This window comes from Sulfurimonas hydrogeniphila (assembly GCF_009068765.1).
GTDB lineage: Bacteria > Campylobacterota > Campylobacteria > Campylobacterales > Sulfurimonadaceae > Sulfurimonas > Sulfurimonas hydrogeniphila.
This window is the reverse complement of record NZ_CP035534.1, coordinates 1,249,518-1,268,876: the sequence shown is the minus strand read 5'-3', so window position 1 is coordinate 1,268,876 and position 19,359 is coordinate 1,249,518. Positions and strand designations below refer to the sequence as shown.

At 34.7% G+C, this 19,359-nt stretch carries 22 protein-coding genes; 13 read left to right on the top strand and 9 right to left on the bottom strand.

The annotated features are described in order from the left end of the window. The first annotated feature begins 7 nt into the window (after positions 1 to 7). From ETP70_RS06725 to ETP70_RS06705, 5 genes are read left to right on the top strand one after another with little or no spacing between them, the layout of a single operon-like run. A complete protein-coding gene (locus ETP70_RS06725; protein WP_151900460.1) occupies positions 8 to 1,327 on the top strand; it encodes an AAA family ATPase in 1,320 nt (439 codons plus the stop codon). Next, a complete protein-coding gene (locus ETP70_RS06720; protein ID WP_151900459.1) occupies positions 1,324 to 1,668 on the top strand; it encodes a hypothetical protein in 345 nt (114 codons plus the stop codon). The genes ETP70_RS06725 and ETP70_RS06720 overlap by 4 nt, the downstream gene beginning before the upstream one ends. Next, positions 1,661 to 2,860, top strand: a complete 1,200-nt coding sequence (locus ETP70_RS06715; protein WP_230973234.1) for a tyrosine-type recombinase/integrase — start codon at positions 1,661 to 1,663, stop codon at positions 2,858 to 2,860. Before ETP70_RS06720 ends, ETP70_RS06715 begins: the two co-directional genes overlap by 8 nt. An 11-nt stretch (positions 2,861 to 2,871) precedes the next feature. After that, positions 2,872 to 3,246: a YbgC/FadM family acyl-CoA thioesterase gene (locus tag ETP70_RS06710; RefSeq protein WP_151900458.1), complete on the top strand. Its 375-nt coding sequence runs from the start codon at positions 2,872 to 2,874 to the stop codon at positions 3,244 to 3,246. An 8-nt stretch (positions 3,247 to 3,254) separates the two neighbouring features. Beyond that, positions 3,255 to 4,409: an MFS transporter gene (locus ETP70_RS06705; protein ID WP_151900457.1), complete on the top strand. Its 1,155-nt coding sequence runs from the start codon at positions 3,255 to 3,257 to the stop codon at positions 4,407 to 4,409. Here ETP70_RS06705 and ETP70_RS06700 read toward each other — a convergent pair. Then, positions 4,362 to 5,633 carry a type 1 periplasmic-binding domain-containing protein gene (locus tag ETP70_RS06700; RefSeq protein WP_151900456.1) on the bottom strand — a complete coding sequence of 424 codons (1,272 nt, stop codon included), beginning with the start codon at positions 5,631 to 5,633 and terminating at the stop codon, positions 4,362 to 4,364. The genes ETP70_RS06705 and ETP70_RS06700 overlap by 48 nt on opposite strands. Continuing rightward, complete coding sequence (locus ETP70_RS06695; protein WP_230973334.1) at positions 5,630 to 6,292, bottom strand: uracil-DNA glycosylase; 663 nt, start codon at positions 6,290 to 6,292, stop codon at positions 5,630 to 5,632. The genes ETP70_RS06700 and ETP70_RS06695 overlap by 4 nt, the downstream gene beginning before the upstream one ends. A gap of 80 nt (positions 6,293 to 6,372) precedes the next feature. Between ETP70_RS06695 and ETP70_RS06690 the strand changes: the two genes are divergently transcribed. Then, positions 6,373 to 7,965: an EAL domain-containing protein gene (locus tag ETP70_RS06690; RefSeq protein ID WP_230973233.1), complete on the top strand. Its 1,593-nt coding sequence runs from the start codon at positions 6,373 to 6,375 to the stop codon at positions 7,963 to 7,965. Between the two features lie 15 nt (positions 7,966 to 7,980). After that, positions 7,981 to 8,916 (top strand): HD-GYP domain-containing protein, encoded by a 936-nt coding sequence (locus tag ETP70_RS06685; protein ID WP_151900454.1) that lies wholly within the window; start codon positions 7,981 to 7,983, stop codon positions 8,914 to 8,916. A gap of 29 nt (positions 8,917 to 8,945) precedes the next feature. On the opposite strand, the gene ETP70_RS06680 is transcribed toward ETP70_RS06685, so the two are convergent. Further along, positions 8,946 to 9,332, bottom strand: a complete 387-nt coding sequence (locus ETP70_RS06680) for a class II SORL domain-containing protein (protein WP_151900453.1) — start codon at positions 9,330 to 9,332, stop codon at positions 8,946 to 8,948. Positions 9,333 to 9,476: 144 nt separating this feature from the next. Beyond that, entirely contained in the window at positions 9,477 to 9,869 is a 393-nt protein-coding gene (locus ETP70_RS06675) for a YidH family protein (protein ID WP_151900452.1), read from the bottom strand. A 109-nt stretch (positions 9,870 to 9,978) separates the two neighbouring features. Between ETP70_RS06675 and glyS the strand changes: the two genes are divergently transcribed. The 4 genes from glyS to ETP70_RS12520 all read left to right on the top strand — a co-directional run bounded on the left by glyS (position 9,979) and on the right by ETP70_RS12520 (position 13,839). Further along, the gene (glyS, locus tag ETP70_RS06670) at positions 9,979 to 11,997 is read left to right on the top strand and encodes a glycine--tRNA ligase subunit beta (protein WP_151900451.1); all 2,019 of its coding nucleotides are present in this window, start codon (positions 9,979 to 9,981) and stop codon (positions 11,995 to 11,997) included. A gap of 119 nt (positions 11,998 to 12,116) precedes the next feature. Continuing rightward, the gene (locus ETP70_RS06665) at positions 12,117 to 12,335 is read left to right on the top strand and encodes an addiction module protein (protein ID WP_151900450.1); all 219 of its coding nucleotides are present in this window, start codon (positions 12,117 to 12,119) and stop codon (positions 12,333 to 12,335) included. A gap of 386 nt (positions 12,336 to 12,721) precedes the next feature. Further along, positions 12,722 to 13,117, top strand: a complete 396-nt coding sequence (locus ETP70_RS12525) for an FAD-dependent oxidoreductase (protein WP_230973232.1) — start codon at positions 12,722 to 12,724, stop codon at positions 13,115 to 13,117. Between the two features lie 38 nt (positions 13,118 to 13,155). Next, a complete protein-coding gene (locus tag ETP70_RS12520) occupies positions 13,156 to 13,839 on the top strand; it encodes an NAD(P)/FAD-dependent oxidoreductase (RefSeq protein WP_230973231.1) in 684 nt (227 codons plus the stop codon). A gap of 9 nt (positions 13,840 to 13,848) precedes the next feature. On the opposite strand, the gene ETP70_RS06650 is transcribed toward ETP70_RS12520, so the two are convergent. Further along, on the bottom strand, positions 13,849 to 14,583 hold the full coding sequence (locus ETP70_RS06650; RefSeq protein WP_151900448.1) for a hypothetical protein: 735 nt from the start codon (positions 14,581 to 14,583) through the stop codon (positions 13,849 to 13,851). A 120-nt stretch (positions 14,584 to 14,703) separates the two neighbouring features. Here ETP70_RS06650 and ETP70_RS06645 point away from each other — a divergent pair, with 120 nt between their 5' ends. Both ETP70_RS06645 and ETP70_RS06640 read left to right on the top strand, forming a co-directional pair. Then, a complete protein-coding gene (locus tag ETP70_RS06645) occupies positions 14,704 to 15,399 on the top strand; it encodes an alpha/beta hydrolase (protein WP_230973230.1) in 696 nt (231 codons plus the stop codon). Beyond that, positions 15,396 to 16,145 carry an ElyC/SanA/YdcF family protein gene (locus ETP70_RS06640; RefSeq protein WP_151900446.1) on the top strand — a complete coding sequence of 250 codons (750 nt, stop codon included), beginning with the start codon at positions 15,396 to 15,398 and terminating at the stop codon, positions 16,143 to 16,145. The genes ETP70_RS06645 and ETP70_RS06640 overlap by 4 nt, the downstream gene beginning before the upstream one ends. A 188-nt stretch (positions 16,146 to 16,333) precedes the next feature. Here ETP70_RS06640 and ETP70_RS06635 read toward each other — a convergent pair whose 3' ends face one another. From ETP70_RS06635 to rd, 4 genes are all read right to left on the bottom strand, one after another. After that, the gene (locus ETP70_RS06635; protein WP_188109950.1) at positions 16,334 to 17,593 is read right to left on the bottom strand and encodes a transposase; all 1,260 of its coding nucleotides are present in this window, start codon (positions 17,591 to 17,593) and stop codon (positions 16,334 to 16,336) included. 171 nt (positions 17,594 to 17,764) lie between these two features. Then, positions 17,765 to 18,574 carry a ferritin family protein gene (locus ETP70_RS06630; RefSeq protein WP_151900444.1) on the bottom strand — a complete coding sequence of 270 codons (810 nt, stop codon included), beginning with the start codon at positions 18,572 to 18,574 and terminating at the stop codon, positions 17,765 to 17,767. Continuing rightward, positions 18,567 to 19,040, bottom strand: coding sequence for an iron-sulfur cluster assembly scaffold protein (locus ETP70_RS06625; protein ID WP_151900443.1), 474 nt, complete (start codon positions 19,038 to 19,040; stop codon positions 18,567 to 18,569). The genes ETP70_RS06630 and ETP70_RS06625 overlap by 8 nt, the downstream gene beginning before the upstream one ends. A gap of 150 nt (positions 19,041 to 19,190) precedes the next feature. Next, positions 19,191 to 19,358, bottom strand: a complete 168-nt coding sequence (gene rd, locus ETP70_RS06620; RefSeq protein ID WP_151900442.1) for a rubredoxin — start codon at positions 19,356 to 19,358, stop codon at positions 19,191 to 19,193. Between the last annotated feature and the right edge of the window lies 1 nt (position 19,359).

The following is a 19,359-nucleotide window of genomic DNA, read 5'->3' as shown; positions in this document are numbered from 1 at the left end:
ACTAAATATGAGGAAGAGTATATCTGAAATAGAAAAAGAAGTAAAGAAAACAGAAGCAAAAGTTGCCAGACTAATGTATCTTGAAGAATTAAAACTATCAGACTACATTAAAGACCATGACATTATGGTAATTGAGAAAGAGATGATTTCTATTCAAAATGAACTAAAATTAAAAACTGAAAAAAATTTGAGTGACTTAGATAATTTTTTAGATGGTTTCGATTTAGAATATGAAAAAATTGAAAATGCAAAATTTGAGTATCTATATCAGAATTTTATCGTAAAAAATGAGATTACAATGTTTGCAGCACCACCAAGCAGTGGAAAAAGTCTTATTAGTGTAGCTCTGTGTAATATTTTTCTACTTGAAAAAAGAATTAATCAAATTATCTATTTTGATGCTGACAATGGAACAGCTACACTTAAAGAAAGAAACATTCATAAACTAAAGAAAAAATGGATTAAAAAATTTCGTTATTTTCATGAAAGTCAAATAACTAAAGCTCAGATGTTACAAATAATAAATCAATTAAAAAAAACTAATTTAAAAAATGTACTTGTAGTCTTTGACTCGATTAAAAACTTCATGATTGGAGGCGACCGAGATAAAAATAGAGATGTAAGTAAAGTGATGGAGGTTTTAAAGTCACTAAGAGCTAGAGGAGCAACAGTTCTTTTCCTCCATCATACTAATAAACCAAATAAGGATTTGCAAGAGCTTGTATATGCAGGAAGTAGTGCTTTTCAAGAGGATACTGGAAATGCTTATATTATGCAAAAAAATGAGTATAAACAAAGTTTTATTTTTAAAAATTTTAAGGCAAGAACTGGTGATTTAACTGATATCGCTTTTCAATATGGAGATAACCATACACTAACAGAAGTTGATTTTATAGAGGCAAGTGAAACACAAGAAATAGTTGAGATCAATGAGGTAGTCATCGAATTTCTCGAAAAACAATCCCAAAAGCCATCATACTCACAAATAATGCAGCACTTACAAAAAGCAGGGTATAGTAGAAATAAATCTAATCAAGCATTACAAAACAGTAAGGGTAGATACTGGCAAGAAGAGAAATTAACACAAAATAATAAATCAGTCTATTTCCTAATTCCTCAAAAACCAAATATTGTCGAGATTGAGTATCTTGATGCTGATAATAATTTACAAAGAAATGAACAAATTATAAAAACCCCTCGTACAAGTGATATAAGTCGTACAAGTCCTATTTTAGGGCGTTATGATAATAGTAATACGACAGTACAAGTGCATACAGGTGAAAATATGAATATAGATATACCAGTTTTACAGGAGAAAAGATTATGAGTGAAAATTCTGAAAAAATTCTATATTTAATTTTGAAAAAGCTGGAAGAACAAGAAGAGTTACTATTTCTTACTGTTTCAACACTTACTACTAAAAAAGCGGTTGCTAATTTACTAGGCAAAACAGATAGAATGATAGATTATTACATACAAAATGGAACATTCCAAGACGGTGTACATTATTTTATAAATGAAAAAGGGAAAAAAGAGTTTATACCATCTGGAATTTTAGATTACAAAAGAAATAAAAATAGGAAAAAAGAAGAGAAAAAACTTGAGACAGAAAAAAAAATTTATCATCCATCTGTTCAAAATATAATTCAAGGACTAAAAGTTGGCTAAATCAAAAAAAAGAGAAAAAGTGAATTATTTAGAATATACATTCACGATATTTGAAAAGTATAATATATGGCAACTTTCGTTTGTCCTTGAAAAAGGAAAATCTCCGAAGAAAAAAACTACTGGGTTAAAGGCAACACCTTCAAATTTACTTATCATTAAAAAAGAAATTATTCCTCAGATAGTGGAGGTTCTTACAGGTAAAATTAAAAATTTTGAAGATGAGGAAAATAAGGAGTATACTGTTGAAGAATGGGCTGAAGAATTTTTTTTAGTTTACAAGGGAACCGTTCGTCCTCATGTATTTAAGCGGAATCATAGACATTTTTTGAATCAGATAAAACCATATTTTGATCACCGAAAACTAGAATCAATAAAACCAATAGAAATTGAAAAATGGCAAAATAAACTTTTGGAAAAATATAAATATTCGACAGTGCAAAAATATCGTTCAGTCTTTCTCTCTATACTGGATAAAGCCGTAGATAATGACATCATTAGAAAAAACCCTGTAAGAAAAGTTAAATCACCAAAAGTTTTAGCAAAAAAGAAGGATAATGATGAAAGCAAAAAAATGACGGTTTTAAATCCTTTTTCAGAAAAAGAAATGGAAATAATTATTTCAAGTGCTACAGGTTACTTAAGAAACTTTATTGCTCTTATGTATACAACAGGGATAAGACCAGGTGAAATTATAGCTTTAAGGTGGAAAGATATTGACTTTGATAAAAAGCAAATAAGTATTGGTAAAACGATAGTTAATGGAATAGAAGGAGATACAAAAACAGATTCATCAGATAGAGATGTTGATATATTACCTCAGGCTGAAATAGCATTAAAAAAACAATTTCAGTTGACAGGATGTCAGGAGTTTGTGTTTTTAAGTAGTTTTCATAAGCGATTTTATTCGCACGATATTATTGCTGTGCAATTTAAAGTGTTATTAAAAAACAGTGGCGTAAAAGTTAGAACATTGTATAATCTGCGTCATACATTTGCATCACAAATGATAAGCAAAGGTATTGATATTTTATGGGTCAGTAAAATGCTTGGACATAAAAATCCGCAAATTACATTAAAAATTTATGCCAAATATATTCAAGAGAATGATGATGTAAGACTAGATAATATTTCTAAAATTGGAGCGAATTTTGGAGCGAATATTTTAGAAGAGGCTAAAAAGTCCAATAAATAGGGAGTTATAAGGTGCAAATACGAGTCTATTACGAAGATACAGACACCGGTGGTGTCGTGTACCATTCAAACTATTTAAATTTTTGCGAAAGAGCACGCAGTGAAGCTTTTTTTAAAAAAAATATGACACCTGTTTTGGAAAACGGGCATTTTGTGGCCCGTAAAGTTACCGCAGATTTTTATAAAAGTGCTAAACTTGGTGATATGCTTGAGATATATACAAAACTAGTTACAATGAAAGCAGCTTCCTTTACACTGAGTCAGGAAATTTATAAAGAAAATGAAAAAATATTTGAATTGGAAATTCTTTTGGTATATATTGATTTTGACGGGAAAGTACAGAAATTAGATAATGAAAGCAAAGAACTCATTCTCTCTTTATTTTAGGAAATTATATGAAAAGTATAGATAAAAATGTAGTATATATAGGCTGGGTCAGTTTTTTTACAGATATGTCATCAAACATGGTTACTACTCTTTTACCTGTTTTTGTCGTCTATGTTTTGAATGAAGGGGTTGATAAGCTTGGAATTATTATCGCTATTGCAACATTTATATCCTATGCTTTTCGAATTCTTTTTGGATATTTAAGTGATAAATATCAAATAGTGAAACCGTTTCTTGTTGCAGGGTATCTTTTATCGACTGTTTCTAAACCATTGTTGGGTTTTTCACACAGTTTTATAAGTGTCGCATTATTGCAGGGGGTCGAAAGAATGGGTAAAGCCATACGAAGTGCTTCAAAAGACTCGCTTATCAGCAGTTATGTTAAAAACAATGCGCATGGCAGAACTTTTGGTTTTCATAAAATGCTCGATATTGCCGGAGAATTGAGTGGAGCATTTTTAATTTTTGTCATTTTTATGTTTATTGCGCAAGATGAAAAATCAATAAGATTCATTTTTGAACTGACGATCATACCAGGGTTGATTGCGGTTGCCATAGTAGTCTTTCTTGTAAAAGATGCACCAAAAAAGATAAAAAAAGATAAGCAGGTTATTAACAAGGAGGATTATAAGTTACTTCCGGTCCTGTTTATCTATTTCGGATTTTTGTTTTTTATCATGAGTGACCAGTTTTTTATTTTAAAGGCGAGAAATGAGGGTTTTTCTTTGGCAACTATTCCGCTTCTTGTAATGATGCTGACGGCTGTACAGACTCTTATGAGTTATTATGGCGGAGTTTTAAGTGACAAGATAGGTGTTATCAGGGTGTTGTTGCTTTCTTTTGTTTTTGGTATTGTCTCTATATCTATGTTAAATATAAATCTATGGCTGGCATTTGCTTTTTTGGGTCTATTTACTGTTTTTAGTTTAAATGCTACCCGTGCCTACATTTCTGAATATGCAAATTCCAAAGGATTTGTTTACGGTATTTTTTATGGCGGCATTGCTGTTTTTAGTGCTTTGGGAGCAATTGTTATAGGGTATATTTGGAAAAATTACGGTTTTGAAAATGCAGTGATAGTAAGTGAAGGAGGCATGGGAGTAATGTTCTTGACACTACTCGTCTGGAATATATTTGAAAAATCTCGATATTCCAGGGCGTAAAAGTTCTATATCATACATCATTTGATTGTCCAGAAGGTTGATATTGTATTCTCTTTCTTCACCGGTGATTTGTGCATAAAAGTAATCTATTCCGACAGTTGTAGTGTAGTTAATCCAGTCATACACAATGTCATTTCCCAACAGTGAATTTGTCTCAATCAAAATATTATTATCTTTGGTTATAGAATTTGCTACAATCATGTTTTTTCTGTCATTGTACTGCGTCATAGAGAGCAGCAATGGGTCATAATTGATCTGTGTTGAGAGGATGTTTGTAGCATTTACATCGTAAAGTGTCAGTTGTGATAATATCATTCCTGTTTTGATGATTGGGGTATTGACAAAAAATGAAGCATTGACAATGTCTTTATTTTCTTTTAAATATCTTTCAAGATTGGTTGTTCTTCGTGAAATAAAATAGGTAAATATTTTTTTTTCTTCTGAAAGATTGACATCTTCGTTATAAACACTGATTTCATCATTATAATACATAGTATCGTTTATATCAGCGCAAGGGTGCAAAAACTCGTCTTCTTGATAAAATGCCAACTTTCTGCCTGTCTGTGACTTGTCAGAAAAAATAACCAGAGGTGAAACTGCTTCATGAAGTAGCATTTTACTTTGCTGTTTGTAGTCAATACCTCCAAAAACAAGAGAAGAAGAGACAGTATGAACATCTTTTTTGTTCATAGTAGGAAAATATATATTTATATTTGGATCAATCTCAATAATGTTGTTTACTCCCTGTGCTGTAAGCGGTGCTATGACATACTCAAATCCATCTGATTCTATTTGCGTCAGAGCTTCTTGCAAATCTGATCTGTTTTCTGTCGGAATTTTGTAGCTTTTGAGCATAAAAGAGTTACTTTTTGTCATCAGATAGGCAAAAGCCGCATTTGTGGTGGTGGATGCGTATTTTCCTATTTTCTTGTAAGGCAGGAGCAGGGCTATTTTTAATTTCATGCCGGCGTTTGATGCGCCAAGATTGAGTACGGCAATGTTAATAATGCGTGCCTCATCCAACTCTTTGTCTGTCAGTTTCTTGTTTGCATGGGAGAGAAAAGAGAATATCTGCCCGTTTTGTAAAAGCTCTTTCATACATTTGTCGTTACATGTATAAGGGTCAAGGTCCTGAATATATATCTTTGGAATAGGAATATTGGATATTATAAAACTTTGTGCAAAAATGATACAGGGCGCAAGCAGAAATAGTAGTTTTTTCATAGGCAACTCTTTATGGTTTTTAGATCATTTAATGTGATTTTTTTCAACTCGGGGTTTCTCAAAAGATACTGGGGATGATAAACAGGGATGAGTTTATACTCTTTGTAGTCTATAACATGCCCTCTTACATTTTTAAAATTCACATCACCTGTCAGGTGAGTATAGGCATCTTCTCCAAGTGTTACAATGACCTTTGGCTTTATAAAATCCAGCTGAGAAAACAGATAATTTTTACAGGAATTGAATTCGGAGGCAGAAGGCTTGTTTGATTGCAGGGGTTTGCATTTGACAGCATGTGTTATAAAAACATCTTCTATACTGAGATGTACAACTTTTTCTATCATATTTTTTAATGTTTCTCCGGATCGGCCTGTATAGTATGCATTTGCACGGTCCTGTGCCTGTGAAACACTGAAATCTATTATAAACAAGCTTGCATTCCGGTTTCCGTATCCGCTCATACTTTGCGTTCTTGATTTGCTCAAATCACACAGATGACATGAGGATATATTTTGAGACAGAGCCGCTAATGTTGTTGGCGTTTCATAGTTTGTTTTATCATTTATATTAAAGTGTTCTATATATTCAAAACCGATAGCTTTTAAGCGGTACAGGTTTTGAAGTAAAACAAGATTTTGATAGGATTTCAATACTGCCACCATTTCTGAAAATATGACAAGAGTATAGTCAAACTGCGGTTAAATTCTACTTTATGGATTAAAAATATGTTATTATACATATGAAACACAGGTATAAAGGCAAAGACAGTATGAATAGTGATACTTTTGAAGTTGAAAATTTTACATTAAGTTCATCCGCTGAAGTTCCAGATGTAATATATGAAATTGGGCTTTTGGCGAAACATAAAGTATTGATTCATATCCTCTCATATATACACAATACTGTATTGGTTCAAACTCTAGTACGAGAGATCAATAAGGCAGTACCGGATGCAAAAATAGTACTTTTAAAGCATGATGACAAGCAAAAAACTTCTGTTGTGGTTTTTACGATAGATACGGATGATACAGAGCATATAAGTGATGAAGTGCTCAAAGAGCTTTATAAAGACCATTCAAGCAAAAATTTGAGTATTCAAGAGTACAGGAGAGAACTTTTTAAACGTTATTTTACAGACCACCTGACTAATCTTCCAAACTTGTATCAACTTCGCAAAGACCTGGAAAACTGTGAGCAGTGCGGTTTGATTCTCTTGAAAATTGATAATTTTCAGACAATCAATAATTTTTACGGATTTGTAGTTGGCGATTATGTTTTGGAATATGTCGGAAAATACTTAAAAAAAGTCCTTTCGCCAAATCAGGTTTATCGTCTTTCAGGTGCAGAATTTGCCATTTCACTGGATGAAAATCTTGGTTTTTATCATTTAAAGAGTTATCTGAGTGAACTTTACGAAAAGATAAAAAACATAAAAGTCACTTATCAGGAAACACAAATTTTTGTTGATTTTACTTTGGCATCGTCATCAGACAGAATAAACAATAATATTTTTTCCAAAGTTTCCATGGCCTTGATGTATGCAAAGAAAAAGGGTGTTCCCTTTTGGATTTATGAAGACAAAATGCATTTTGAAGATGAATATCGGCGTAATTTACAACTCTCTTCAATTGTTCGCGAAGCGGTGCAAAATGACAAAATCATTCCATATTTTCAGGCAATTCGTGACAACAAAACGAAAGAAATTACAAAATACGAGTGCCTGGCAAGACTCGTAGATATGAACGGAAAGATTCTTTCTCCTTTGTTGTTTATTCCTATTGCTAAAAATATTAAAATTTATAATGAAGTGACAAAAAAAATAATCAACAAATCCTTTGCTGTTTTTGAAAAGAATGAGTTTGAATTCAGTATTAACCTTTCCATAGAAGACATCATGAGCAGCGAAATATTTAATTTTATCCTGAATAAACTGAAAAACTCTCACGCAGCTTCAAGAGTAACATTTGAGCTTTTGGAATCAGAAGCCGTGCAGGATTTTAAAAGGGTAGACAGGTTTGTCAGTGAAGTTGTCAGGTATGGCGCGAAAATAGCGATAGATGATTTTGGAAGCGGCTACTCCAATTTTTCATATATAACAAAAATTGATGCAGATTATATAAAAATCGACGGTTCACTTATAGAAAATATTGATGTGGATGAGGCTTCAAAAATTGTTGTCGATACAATTGTTCAGTTTGCTAAAAAACTGGGAATAAAAACAATAGCAGAATATGTGCATTCAAGTGTTGTTATGGACAGAGTGTGTGAATTGGGTATAGACTATTCACAAGGATTTTATATAGATGAACCATCTGTGAAATTAAATTTATAATAACAGGCAGTATGTTTGAAGTCAACTAAATATATTTCAATAGACAAAGATATCATAAAAGAAAATGCAGTATTTGAGTTTAATCTTTTTATTCCTTCAGAGAAAGAAAAAAAGATGCACTATTTTAAACATGCAGGCACTTTGGTGACTGCAGAGGATGTAGAAAAGCTTAAAGATATCAACGCTGTTTATATCAATGAAAAAGAGCGGGCATATTATCTCAGATATTACAACCAAAGAGTTGCACATGCTCAAAAAAAATACATAAACTTTGAAGAAAAAGCAGCTAAAATATATCATAAAGCGACTGTTATCCTTCATACTCTGTTTTCAAATCCGGAAGATCTCGAGACTTATAAAACATCCAAACATGTGATATATGAGCTTGTGGAAACTGTTGCAGATAAGAATTTTTCTATTGACTCTATTATAAATATAGCTGAACATCAGTATACAATAATGACACACTCTATTAATGTCTGCATTTACGCATTAAATCTTGGCACTTACTTGAAATTTTCCAAAGAAATGCTTGAGGCATTGGGAGAAGCGGCACTCTTGCACGATATCGGAAAAAGTAAAATCAATCCTGAAATTGTTGAAAAAAAAGGACGCTTGACAGAAATAGAATTTACTGAAATGAAAAAGTACCCGATGTTTGGCTATGCCATCGGATTAAAACTGGGAATAAAAAACAAAGATATTCTCATGGGTATCAAGTATCATCAGGAAAGAATGGACGGTTCAGGGTATCCTGCAGGACTCAATGGAGAAAATATTCCTTATATAGCAAGAATTATAGCTGTATGTGATGTTTTTGATGCGTTAACGAGCAGAAGATCCTATAAAGAAGCAATGGGAGTCTTTGAAGCATTGTTGTTGATGAAAACGAAAATGAGTAAACAGCTGGATGTGAATATTTTAAATAAAATGATAGAAATGCTCAGATAGAATTAAAAATTCTATCTGAAGAATTTAAGTTATTCTGTAACTTCTACGATTTCAGGCGTACTTTCCCAGATGCCGTGCTTAGTACAGTAACCATGTGCTACAAGAGTAAGTTTTTTCTTCATCGGTCTGATGTTGAAAGTTACTTCAGCATGAGATTTTTCATTTCCTAAAGTTCCAGGAACAAAAGTAGCCGTTGCCAATTTAGTGTCACCGTCATAAAGAGTGATAGACTCGATGTAGTGATCGAAATCATCCGGGTGAGTATATTCGTTACCCATTTTTACGTTTACTGCAAGCATTTCGCCTTTTTTAGCAACACCAGGTACGGTAATGAATGGTGAGTGACGGTCAATTAAATCTTTCTTTGCTTCTCTTTCTACTGTGTCAATGTCAACGTATTTGTTAATCTTTGGCATATTAAATTCCTTGTGTTAATTTATTTAACGTTATTGTATCTATAAAATCTTTAGCATTATCATAAATCAGAGCATATTTATCTTGTCTAAGTTTATACTAAGATTATTTGTTTTTTTTAACACTCTTTTTAACTCGGATTCTATTTAAATAAAGATCATACTGAGTAAAAGTACAAAACCGACAAGTGAAACTGTCAATGAAAGATAAAAATAGATGTTTTTGTCGGTATCTATTTCTCCTTTTTCCAGATGTGTGATCCATGTGAGGTAGTATTTATAGGTGTATCCAGCCAGAAGTATGCCGCATATCGTGATAAATATACCCAGATAATTGTAAAAGGCAATATGTGTCAACTGCGGTATGGTATCATGTTTTTTTCCTGTTAACTCGACAGATATAATATGCAGAAACAGTTCAAATTTTTCAATAATAAAACCGAGAATAATAAGGGAGATAGAGGTTCCGATAAGTGCGGTAGTCGCTCTTTCTACTGCCATTAAGTCTTTCGGGTCGATAGAAGATTTTTTTTCTTGCATACTTATATTTCCTAACTGAAATTTATTTAAGACATATGTGAACCATTTTAAGAGTTTTTAACCAATAAAGAGATAAAATCGCGTTAATTAATACATAAAGAGTCTAAATATGTTAAAACCATTACTAATTGAAATCGGTGTTGAAGAGCTTCCTGCGGTTCCTCTTTTAAAAGAGATGAAGAATATTGAAAAAAAATATGCCGATATTTTAGAAAAATATGCTCTCTTGAGTGAATTTGAATTTTATTATACGCCTCGTCGTTTGGTAATGTGGCACAGAGAATTTCCAATGCAGCAGGCTGACAGTGTAGAAGAATTTTTTGGTGCGCCTTTGGCAGTTGCCTACAAAGATGGCGTCCCTACCAAAGCAGCTGAGGGATTTGCCCGTAAATGCGGAGTTTCACTAGACGAACTCAGTACGGTAGAAAAAGGCGGTAAAGAGGTACTTTACTATAAAAAAGATGTTGCAGGAAAACCTTCGGCGGAACTCTTGCCAGAGATTATACATGCATGGCTCAAGTCGCTTGATTTTGGCAAATCTATGCGATGGGGCAGTTTGCATGAGAGTTTTATTCGTCCTGTACGATGGATAAATGTGCAACTGGATGATACGCTTGTTCCTATGCACATGTATGGCATCGATGCTGCCAAAACTACACGTGTTCACCGTATAGCAAATTTTAATCCTGTAGAAATAACAGGGACAAAAGAGTATTTTGAAACACTCAAAAATGCTGGTGTGACACTTTTTCAACAGACAAGAGAAGAAAAAATACTTGCTGACATTAGAACAATTGAAGATGAGAACAGTGTCAATGTTGAGATAGATGAAGATCTTTTTGCGGAAGTGGTTGCTATTACGGAAAATCCGACGGCGTTGTTAGGCTTGTTTGATGAAGCATTTTTACGATTGCCTCCTGAGGTTATTATCACTTCTATGAAAGAGCATCAGCGTTATTTTCCTGTATTTAAAGAGGGCAGACTTATCAATAAGTTTGTAGTTGTCTCCAATGCCCTGACAGATGATTTTTCTGAAGTAATAGCCGGAAATGAGCGTGTGCTTCGTCCTCGTTTGGCAGATGCGCTTTTCTTTTATGAAAATGACTTGAAAAACGGTTTGAGTACAAAAGGACTGGAAAAAGTTGCCTTTTTTAAAGGCTTGGGCAGTGTTGCGGACAAAATAAAGCGTGAAGAAAAAATTGCCAGTGCTTTATATGATATGTATCAGCCTGATGTAAAAAAAGAGGATTTGCAAAGAGCTATAGAGCTTGCAAAGGCCGATCTGATGAGTGAAATGGTGTATGAGTTTACAGAACTTCAGGGATTGATGGGCTACTACTATGCAAAAGAAGCAGGCGAAAACGAGGCTGTTGCCTTGGCTGTAAAAGAGCAGTATCTGCCTGAGGGTGAAGAGAGCGAACTCCCTTCTGCGCCTTTGAGTGCCATAGTGGCGATGAGCATCAAGCTTGATACACTGCTTGGACTTTTTTCTGTCAATGAAATCCCGACAGGTTCTCGAGACCCTTTTGCCTTGCGTCGTGCAGTCAACGGCATTATCCGTATTGTCAATGAGTACGGTTTTGAATTTGACATTGTTAAGACTTTAAAAGAGTTGTCCGCAAATTATGATGCAATTGATTTGGAAAAACTTGAAAATTTCATTATAGAGCGCATCAGAAGATATTACAAAGTCAATCCGTCTATTATTGAAGCGGTTTTGGCTTCCGGTGAGAGAGAACTCCTGGCACTCGGTAGAAAAATAGAAGCACTCAATACTTTGGTCAATTCGGAAGGTTTTGATGAAGTCTCATCTACTTTTAAACGTGTGGCAAATATCACGAAAGATATTGACCTAAATGCTGATTTACATGTAGATGAAAGCCTGTTTGAAGAAGAAGCTGAAAAAATACTATACAAAAGATACAAAGAAGTGATATCAAAAACTTATGAAAGCTATGAAGAAGAGTTGGATGCACTCCTTGGGCTTAAACCTGAATTGGATGCATTTTTTGACAATGTTATGGTCAATGCAGAAGATGAAAAGCTGAAAAACAACCGTAAAGCATTGGTCGCATCCATCTATAAAAGTATTCTGAAGATTGCCGACATTAAAGAAGTAAGTATATAATTCATTATATTAAAAACTTTTTGTAGTCGAACTTGGTGTGCAAAGCATATACCTACTGTCTATGTGAAAAGTAAAACAATTGTATGATAAAATAGAGAACCAAGAACAAGGAAGTTAAAATGTCAATATTAAATCTCAATACTATGACAACATCGCAAAAGTTTATGGCAATGGAAGAGCTTTGGGAAGATATGAGCAAAAACATAAATGATGAATCTCTGACACCACAGTGGCACAAAGCTGTATTACATGAAAGAGAAAAGCAAATTGTAAGTGGCGAAGTAGTATTTGAGAACTTTGATGATGCTAAACAAGATTTATTAAAAAAATTCTCATAAATGAATATACAAATATTAACTTCCGCGAAGATTGATATTTCTAGTGGTGCTGACTTTTATGAGTGCCAATCACAGGGATTGGGACAGTACTTTTTAAATACAATTTTTTCAGATATAGAATCATTGCGAATATATTGCGGAGTTCATATCAAAATTGAAAATTACTACCGTCTTTTATCAAAACGTTTCCCATATGCAATTTATTATAAATATGATAACAAAACAATCTATATTTATGCAGTTTTGGACACAAGAAGCAACCCTGTCTATGTTAATGAAAGACTTTCTTAAATGCTTTACAAAGAAAATACTCTGATAAAAAAAGGAGAAATCCCAGAGAAAGTTTTTCAAGAGACTGCAAAATATAAGCTTTTAGATGGATTTACATGTATGATATAGCCATTATCGGAGCCGGCATAAACGGCTGTTCTGTGGCGTATGAATTTATAAAAGAGGGTAAGCGTGTGCTTCTTTTGGACAAAGAAGGCATAGCAAGTGGAGGAAGCGGTGCTGCAGGTGCTTTTATATCTCCAAAATTTTCCAAAGCCGGCGAGCTTAAAGAGCTGCTTCAAGAAGCCTTTGTCTACTCTTATGATTTTTACGATAAAAATTTCCCTTTAACCTTCACAAAAGCACAGCTTGTTCACATTGCAAAAGAGGAAGCGGATGATGCAGGCTTGGATATATATAAACAAAGTGCACCGCTGCCACTGCAAAACATTCCGCTTGATTTATACTCGCAATTGAGTGCAGAGGCAAAAAAAGAGAGAGTGTTTCTATAGATGCCGGTGTCGTCGATGCCCAAAAAGTATGCAGTGATATGTCCTGCGGAGCGACATTTGTTCAAGAAAAAACAGAGACACTGGTGTTTGATGATGAGTATTGGGTAATCAATGAAAGTTACAGCGCCAAAAATGTTGTGTTGGCAACAGGAGCATATGATATGCTCATTAAAGAGCCATACATCAAACTCCGTGGTGTTTGGGGACATCGCATAGATGTCACAACAACAACGCAAAACTGCTGTTCTGTGCATCAGCATGTCTCTATCTCCCCTTCAAAGAATGGAAAAATAGCCATAGGTGCCACACATAATGTGCATTATCATCCCGAAAAAAATCAAGAAGCGTATAACGCTGAGCAGGGCAGAGCAGAGCTGTTGAAAAAAGCTTCACAAACTATGCAGTTGGAAAATGTGAAAGTCATAAAAGATTATACGGGACTGCGTTCGGGTTCTTTTGATTATCTGCCGATGATTGGTTCTTTGGTACTTTCAAGCGAAACACTGCTTACATGTAAAGGCTCTTTGCATACGAAAAAGCCTGATTATTCAGAGTATGTCTATTATCCAAATCTTTTTATGATAAACGGAAGCGGCGGATACGGTTTTGTCTTGGCACCGTATCTGGCAAAAATACTGACAGAACATATACTGCACGGAAAAAACATCAGTGAGAGAATCAGCCCGGCAAGGTTTTTTGCGCGTTGGGCTAAAAAGAGATAATCAGAGAGATTAGATTTTTACGCGTTGCGGCGGGAGCGTTTTGAAAATTGCTTTGACTGCATTGGCACGGACCTCTCTTGCTTTTCCGCCGGCAAAAGGAGAAAGATAGTAGGCTCTCTCTATACACTCGTCCAGGTCATAATTGTTGTCATACATAAAGACCACGTTTTTATCGAGTTTGTTTACATGTAAAGAGAGTGCTCTTGCATAGGCGATGATGGATTTGTGGTGTCTGTCGTATTTGTTTCCTATGCCGAAAAAGACAAATTTTCCGCTGAGTCTGATGTTCGGTATATCAATATAGTTCAGCTGCTTGTCATATCGTGTAAGCTGAGAAGAGGTGATTTTGTCCAGGTCAGCATCAAACTCTTCTAAAATAGGAGTAGGTTCGATGTTTTCCCTGTTATAATTAAACAGATATCTGATCTGGACAAGTTTGCCTTTGTAGTGTTCTTTAAAGCCTGCGTTTAAAACATAGTCTTTTGGACTTTCATTCAGAGGGACAAATTCATCATACTTGTCAAATCCTTCTTCTTGCAAAAAACGGCTCATTTTATAACCGACCGGACTGACTTCAGGGTTATACAAAAAAACAGTTCCTGCGACAGTTTTGCGTTTTTTCTTAAGCATGTTTTCTAAATCATCAACGGTGATTTTTTCCTCTTCGTTCTCATTGATATACATATACTGTTCGACTAAATAGTCCATATCAAAGTTTGTTGAAAATTTTCCAAATACTTGCATTTATTATCCTCTGGCACTTATTAGGCGAATTATACTATAATTCTTTTCATGATTTATATAGCTTTTTTAATTTTCACTTTTTTAATATTACTGTTTGCTTTTTATCAATGGCAATATTTTATGATTTTTCGTCCTACATATATAAAAGAGAGGCGTTTGTGCCAAGACTGCTCCCTTTTAAGTGCGAAAATGGATGACGGTATAGAACTTGAGGGTGCTGTGTATGAGCCGAAAAATCCGAAAAATACCCTGCTTATGTTTGTAGGTCGGAGTCATGACGGTGTGGCCCTTCTTAACAGGCTATCCCAGGTTTATCCAAAGTCACGAATAGTAGTCTTTAACTATCGTGGTTACGGTAAAAGCGAAGGTGTGGCAAATGAGAAAAATATTTTGCAAGACAGTCTGAAAATTGCAGAGTTGGTGCAGAAAAACTATGGTGATTTTTATCTTTTGGGCTACTCTTTAGGTTCAAGTGTTGCTGCGTATGTTGCTTCAAAACATAAAGTATCAGCACTCTTTTTGATAGGGGCCTTTGACTCCATAGGACAGCTTTTACGCCAAAAATATTCTAAAATTTCTTATATGGCAAAGCTTTTACGGTATAAATTCAAAACGATGCACTATATTGAAAATGTAAAAGCCGATACTTATTTGTTTGTGAGTCGGGATGATGAACTTATTCCTTTGCAAAATTCCAGAAATTTAAAAAAGCATATAAAAAATTTAGTGCATTATGAAGAGTTCAAAGGACTTTCGCATACGGAACTGTTTTGGGATCCGCGTGTTACAAATAAAATCAATGAAGTTATCACATGAGTGCAGGTTTGTATCTGAAAAAATTTCTAACATTTTTTGTAGAACCGCTTGGCTTGATTGTTACACTGTTGGCAGTCGGGCTTTACATGTTACATGTAAAGAAGATTCGTTTTGCAAAAATACTGTTTTTTTCGGGCCTGTTTTTACTGTTACTTTTTTCCTATCCGCCTTTTGCAAACTTTTTGGTACAGAATCTGGAAAACCAGTACCCAAAATTTGATTATAAACAGCAGGTTAAATATATACATGTACTCGGCAACGGACATAATACGGATCCTGCTCAGCCACTCTCTTCCCAAATCAGCAGTACCGGCACAAAAAGAGTTTTAGAAGGAATACTCATACATAAAAAGATGCCGGAATCAAAATTGATTTTTACAGGATACGAGGGAGATACAAATACAACAAATGCAGCGATGAATGCAAAACTGGCACATGCTTTGGGTGTGGCATATAAAGATATGATTATAAACGGCAAACCGGCCGATACAAAAGAAGAAGCAATTTTCACCAAAACACTTGTCACAGATAAGCCTTTTGTACTGGTAACCTCTGCCACACATATGCCACGGGCTATGCTGCTTTTTCGCTCACTCGGTATGTATCCCATAGCTGCACCGACAAATTATTACAAAAGTGAGTTCAGAGGGTATCTGCAGGTTCCCAAACCTGTTTATTTTTATATTTCAAGTATAGCAGTTCATGAATACCTGGGGATACTCTGGGCAAAAAGGAGTTTTTTCTGAATTGGTATTTTAGTGCCTCAAGAGTGACAAGGAAATAGCAACAGTCGGCACTGAAGTACCGATTCCAAGAGAGTGTGCAGTTCTTCGGAATCCGTGCTTCAGTACGGGCAAGAGTGGCATGAAAGCAAAAAAAAACAGTCGGCACCCAAATTCGGAACCCGTACTTCAGTCATAAGTATCTACACAACTTAAAACTCCATCTGCATAAAGTCATTGAGTTCTTTTTTAATGCTATGGAGTTCTTCAATATCATAAAGTTCAAGCATATCCATAGCAGAGAAGAAGTTCCATAAACCTGCTAACAGAGCCGGAGAGGTAGATATCTTCTTTCTTGCTACCAATCTCCCGCTTAATCGAACTAAAAACTTTCTAATTGCCAGCATGTTTTTACTATTTGTATGTTCAATTTCCCATACAAGCAAACAGGCATAAGAGGCAACAAACAAGCGTTTAAATATAGCCTGTGCACTCTCTTGCTGCCATTTTTCCAAATTAAACCCTGAGCTTTTTAACAGTTTAAAATACGTTTCTATATTCCATCTGTAATAATACCACAATCCTATCCTTGTTATATCAACATCTTTTGGAAGATTGCTTAACAGAAGCCAGGTAGCAACTGTATTGTTCTTCTCATCTATGAGTCTTTGGACTATAAATCTGTTTTTTATTGGCTTGCCTTTTACTTTTTGTTTTATTGTTTTACCTTGTGGCGTATCTGTCTTTTGATAGCTGTCTCTTGTTATAAGTATATCTACCGTATTAACATAAATTTTTACTTTTTTATTTTGATACTGTATAGTTTTTACATATTTGCCTTTATCCATTTTTTTGGACAACTCTTTTTGGGTAATATCTTCATCTTCATACCTGACTTTGACATTGTCTAATGCTCGTACTATATATAAATCCTCTTTTTGCAGTCCTCTGAAAAACCCCGCACTGTCTGCTTCTCTGTCAATTACATGTACAATTTTCTTTTGTATGTTGAGGGATTGATTGATATAAGCTATTCTTTGTGTTAATTCACCGAGATGGGTAAGATGACTCTTCATTGTAGGATTATAGCTTGAGAGCACTTTATCTTGTGTCTTTAGGTTCTGTACCAAGGGAAGGATTGGTTTGCCGCTGCTGCTCTCAATTGCAAGGGAACTTTGCAACTCATATCCTCTTGATGAAGCATTATTTACATTGCTTCTGCGTTTTCGTATACAATCTGTTTTTGCCGTATGGTTTTTATAATTTATGAGTGACCAGTCATGGGCTACAAGTATATATTCATCACTGCTTTTATTAATAGTTTTAATCCCTCTTGTAAGCATTGGCTCATTGAGTGACTCTATATCTACATGCTCATTATTGTAAAATCTCCAAGCACTTTGTGCTTGTGAAAATCCTTCAGTCTTTTGTAGCAGGTTTAATCCATTGGTACTGTGTTGTTTATGATTCATATGACTTTTTACCAGTCTCATATATCTTTTTTTTTAAACGCTCTTCCATTGCATAAACTCTCTTGTTTTTTAAAATCTTATGCAATATCTATTCCGCTTTCTTTGCTTTTTTGAGTTGTGTAGATACTTATGACTTCAGTGCGGGCTTTGCGTCTTTCAAGATAAAAGAACTTATAAAAGTTTTTTCATCAACTCAATATGATAACTCTCCTGATAATTGATAAAATCAAAAAACCTGGCAAGCTCTTCATCTTTGATAGCATCGCTTAACTCTTTGCACATAATTTTTGCAGCCTCTTCTTCGGCAATGCCGTCTTTGACAAACTCTTCCAAATCTTTGACGACATAGGTCATAGTGTGCAATTCTCTCGGAAGTGCTAAAATGCCTAATTTTGCCATCATGTTGCCAAATGATTTGAGATGAAAGTGTGACTCGTCAACCAAATCTTGAAAAACATTAAAATGCAGTACGTTTCTGGTTCGTGCCTGCATGTAGGCATAGACTAAGATAAGCTCATACTCTTTGTACGACTCTTCAAACAAAAAGAGTGTCAATGCGTCAATTTGCTCCTGAGAAAGGTTTTTGTCTCCCCATTTACGCTGCATATTAAATGCGGTAACCTCTTGATTGTTTTTCTCATCTTTTAAAATTTGAGAAAGATACTCTAAGAGATAGGCGTCATCCGTTTTGATGCGTTCACCTAAAATGTTTTGTGGATAAAATGGCTGAGTCTCTTCTATTTGTTCTTTGAGAGTTGTAATGACTTCAAAAACTGTATTACGCTTATACAAGAGCATATCTCTGTCATAATTATAATCCTCTCCTGTTTCCAAAGCCTCTTCGCCAAGCCATTTCATATGCCGAAAGGCAATTTGTGAAAAATCATACAAACGGGACTTGATTGTTTCATCGTTTATGGCAAATGAGGCAAAAAGTACAGCAAGCCAGAGTTCATGTTTTTTTTGGTATCTTTTATTCATTTTCTTTATCCTTCTGCACAGGTGCCGTCTCGCAACTCTCTTTCATTTTAAACAGATGCAGTTCTTCATCTGCGCCGTTCTTTCTGTTTTTAAAATTTTGAAGTGATGCCAAAAAGGCACTAAAAACAATCTCTGCACAGATAAGTTGCTGTGCTGAGAGTTTTCCCAGTTTTTCATGTATTTTTTCGACAGCAGTATTTGCGTAGTCCAAATCATTCTCTTTTATCATCTGCGTAAACATCGATCCGATAACTACGGTATCCTGACATCCGTTCGTTGCAAATTTTACATCTTTTATGATGTTGTCATCAAGTTTTGTATAAAAGATGACATACTCTTTTGTTTTTTCATCCAGAGCCACACCCACTCCGTCGGCATCATCCAGTTTTCCGTAATTTTTCGGATTCATCAGGTGTTCCAGGACTTCAGGATTCAAGCCTTCTGGCATTTTTACATTTTCAAACATTTGTTTTCTCTTTTGAAATATTTATAATTTTTATAAGTGTAGCAAGAAAAGCATAAATTTACTCTTGAAATTCAATTTCTTTTTGGCAATTTTATGACATTGGATGCATCATTCCTGTTATGTGCTGCATAGATATTTGTAACAAGGAGATTATTCATCTTCCAAAGGTTCAAAAACATCTTTGGGTTCGCCGCATTCCGGACATACCCAATCCTCAGGCAAATTTTCGAAGGGTGTGCCTGCAGGTATGCCATTCTCTTCATCACCCGCTTCAGGATCATAAATATAATCACATACGGTACATCTGTATTTTTGCATG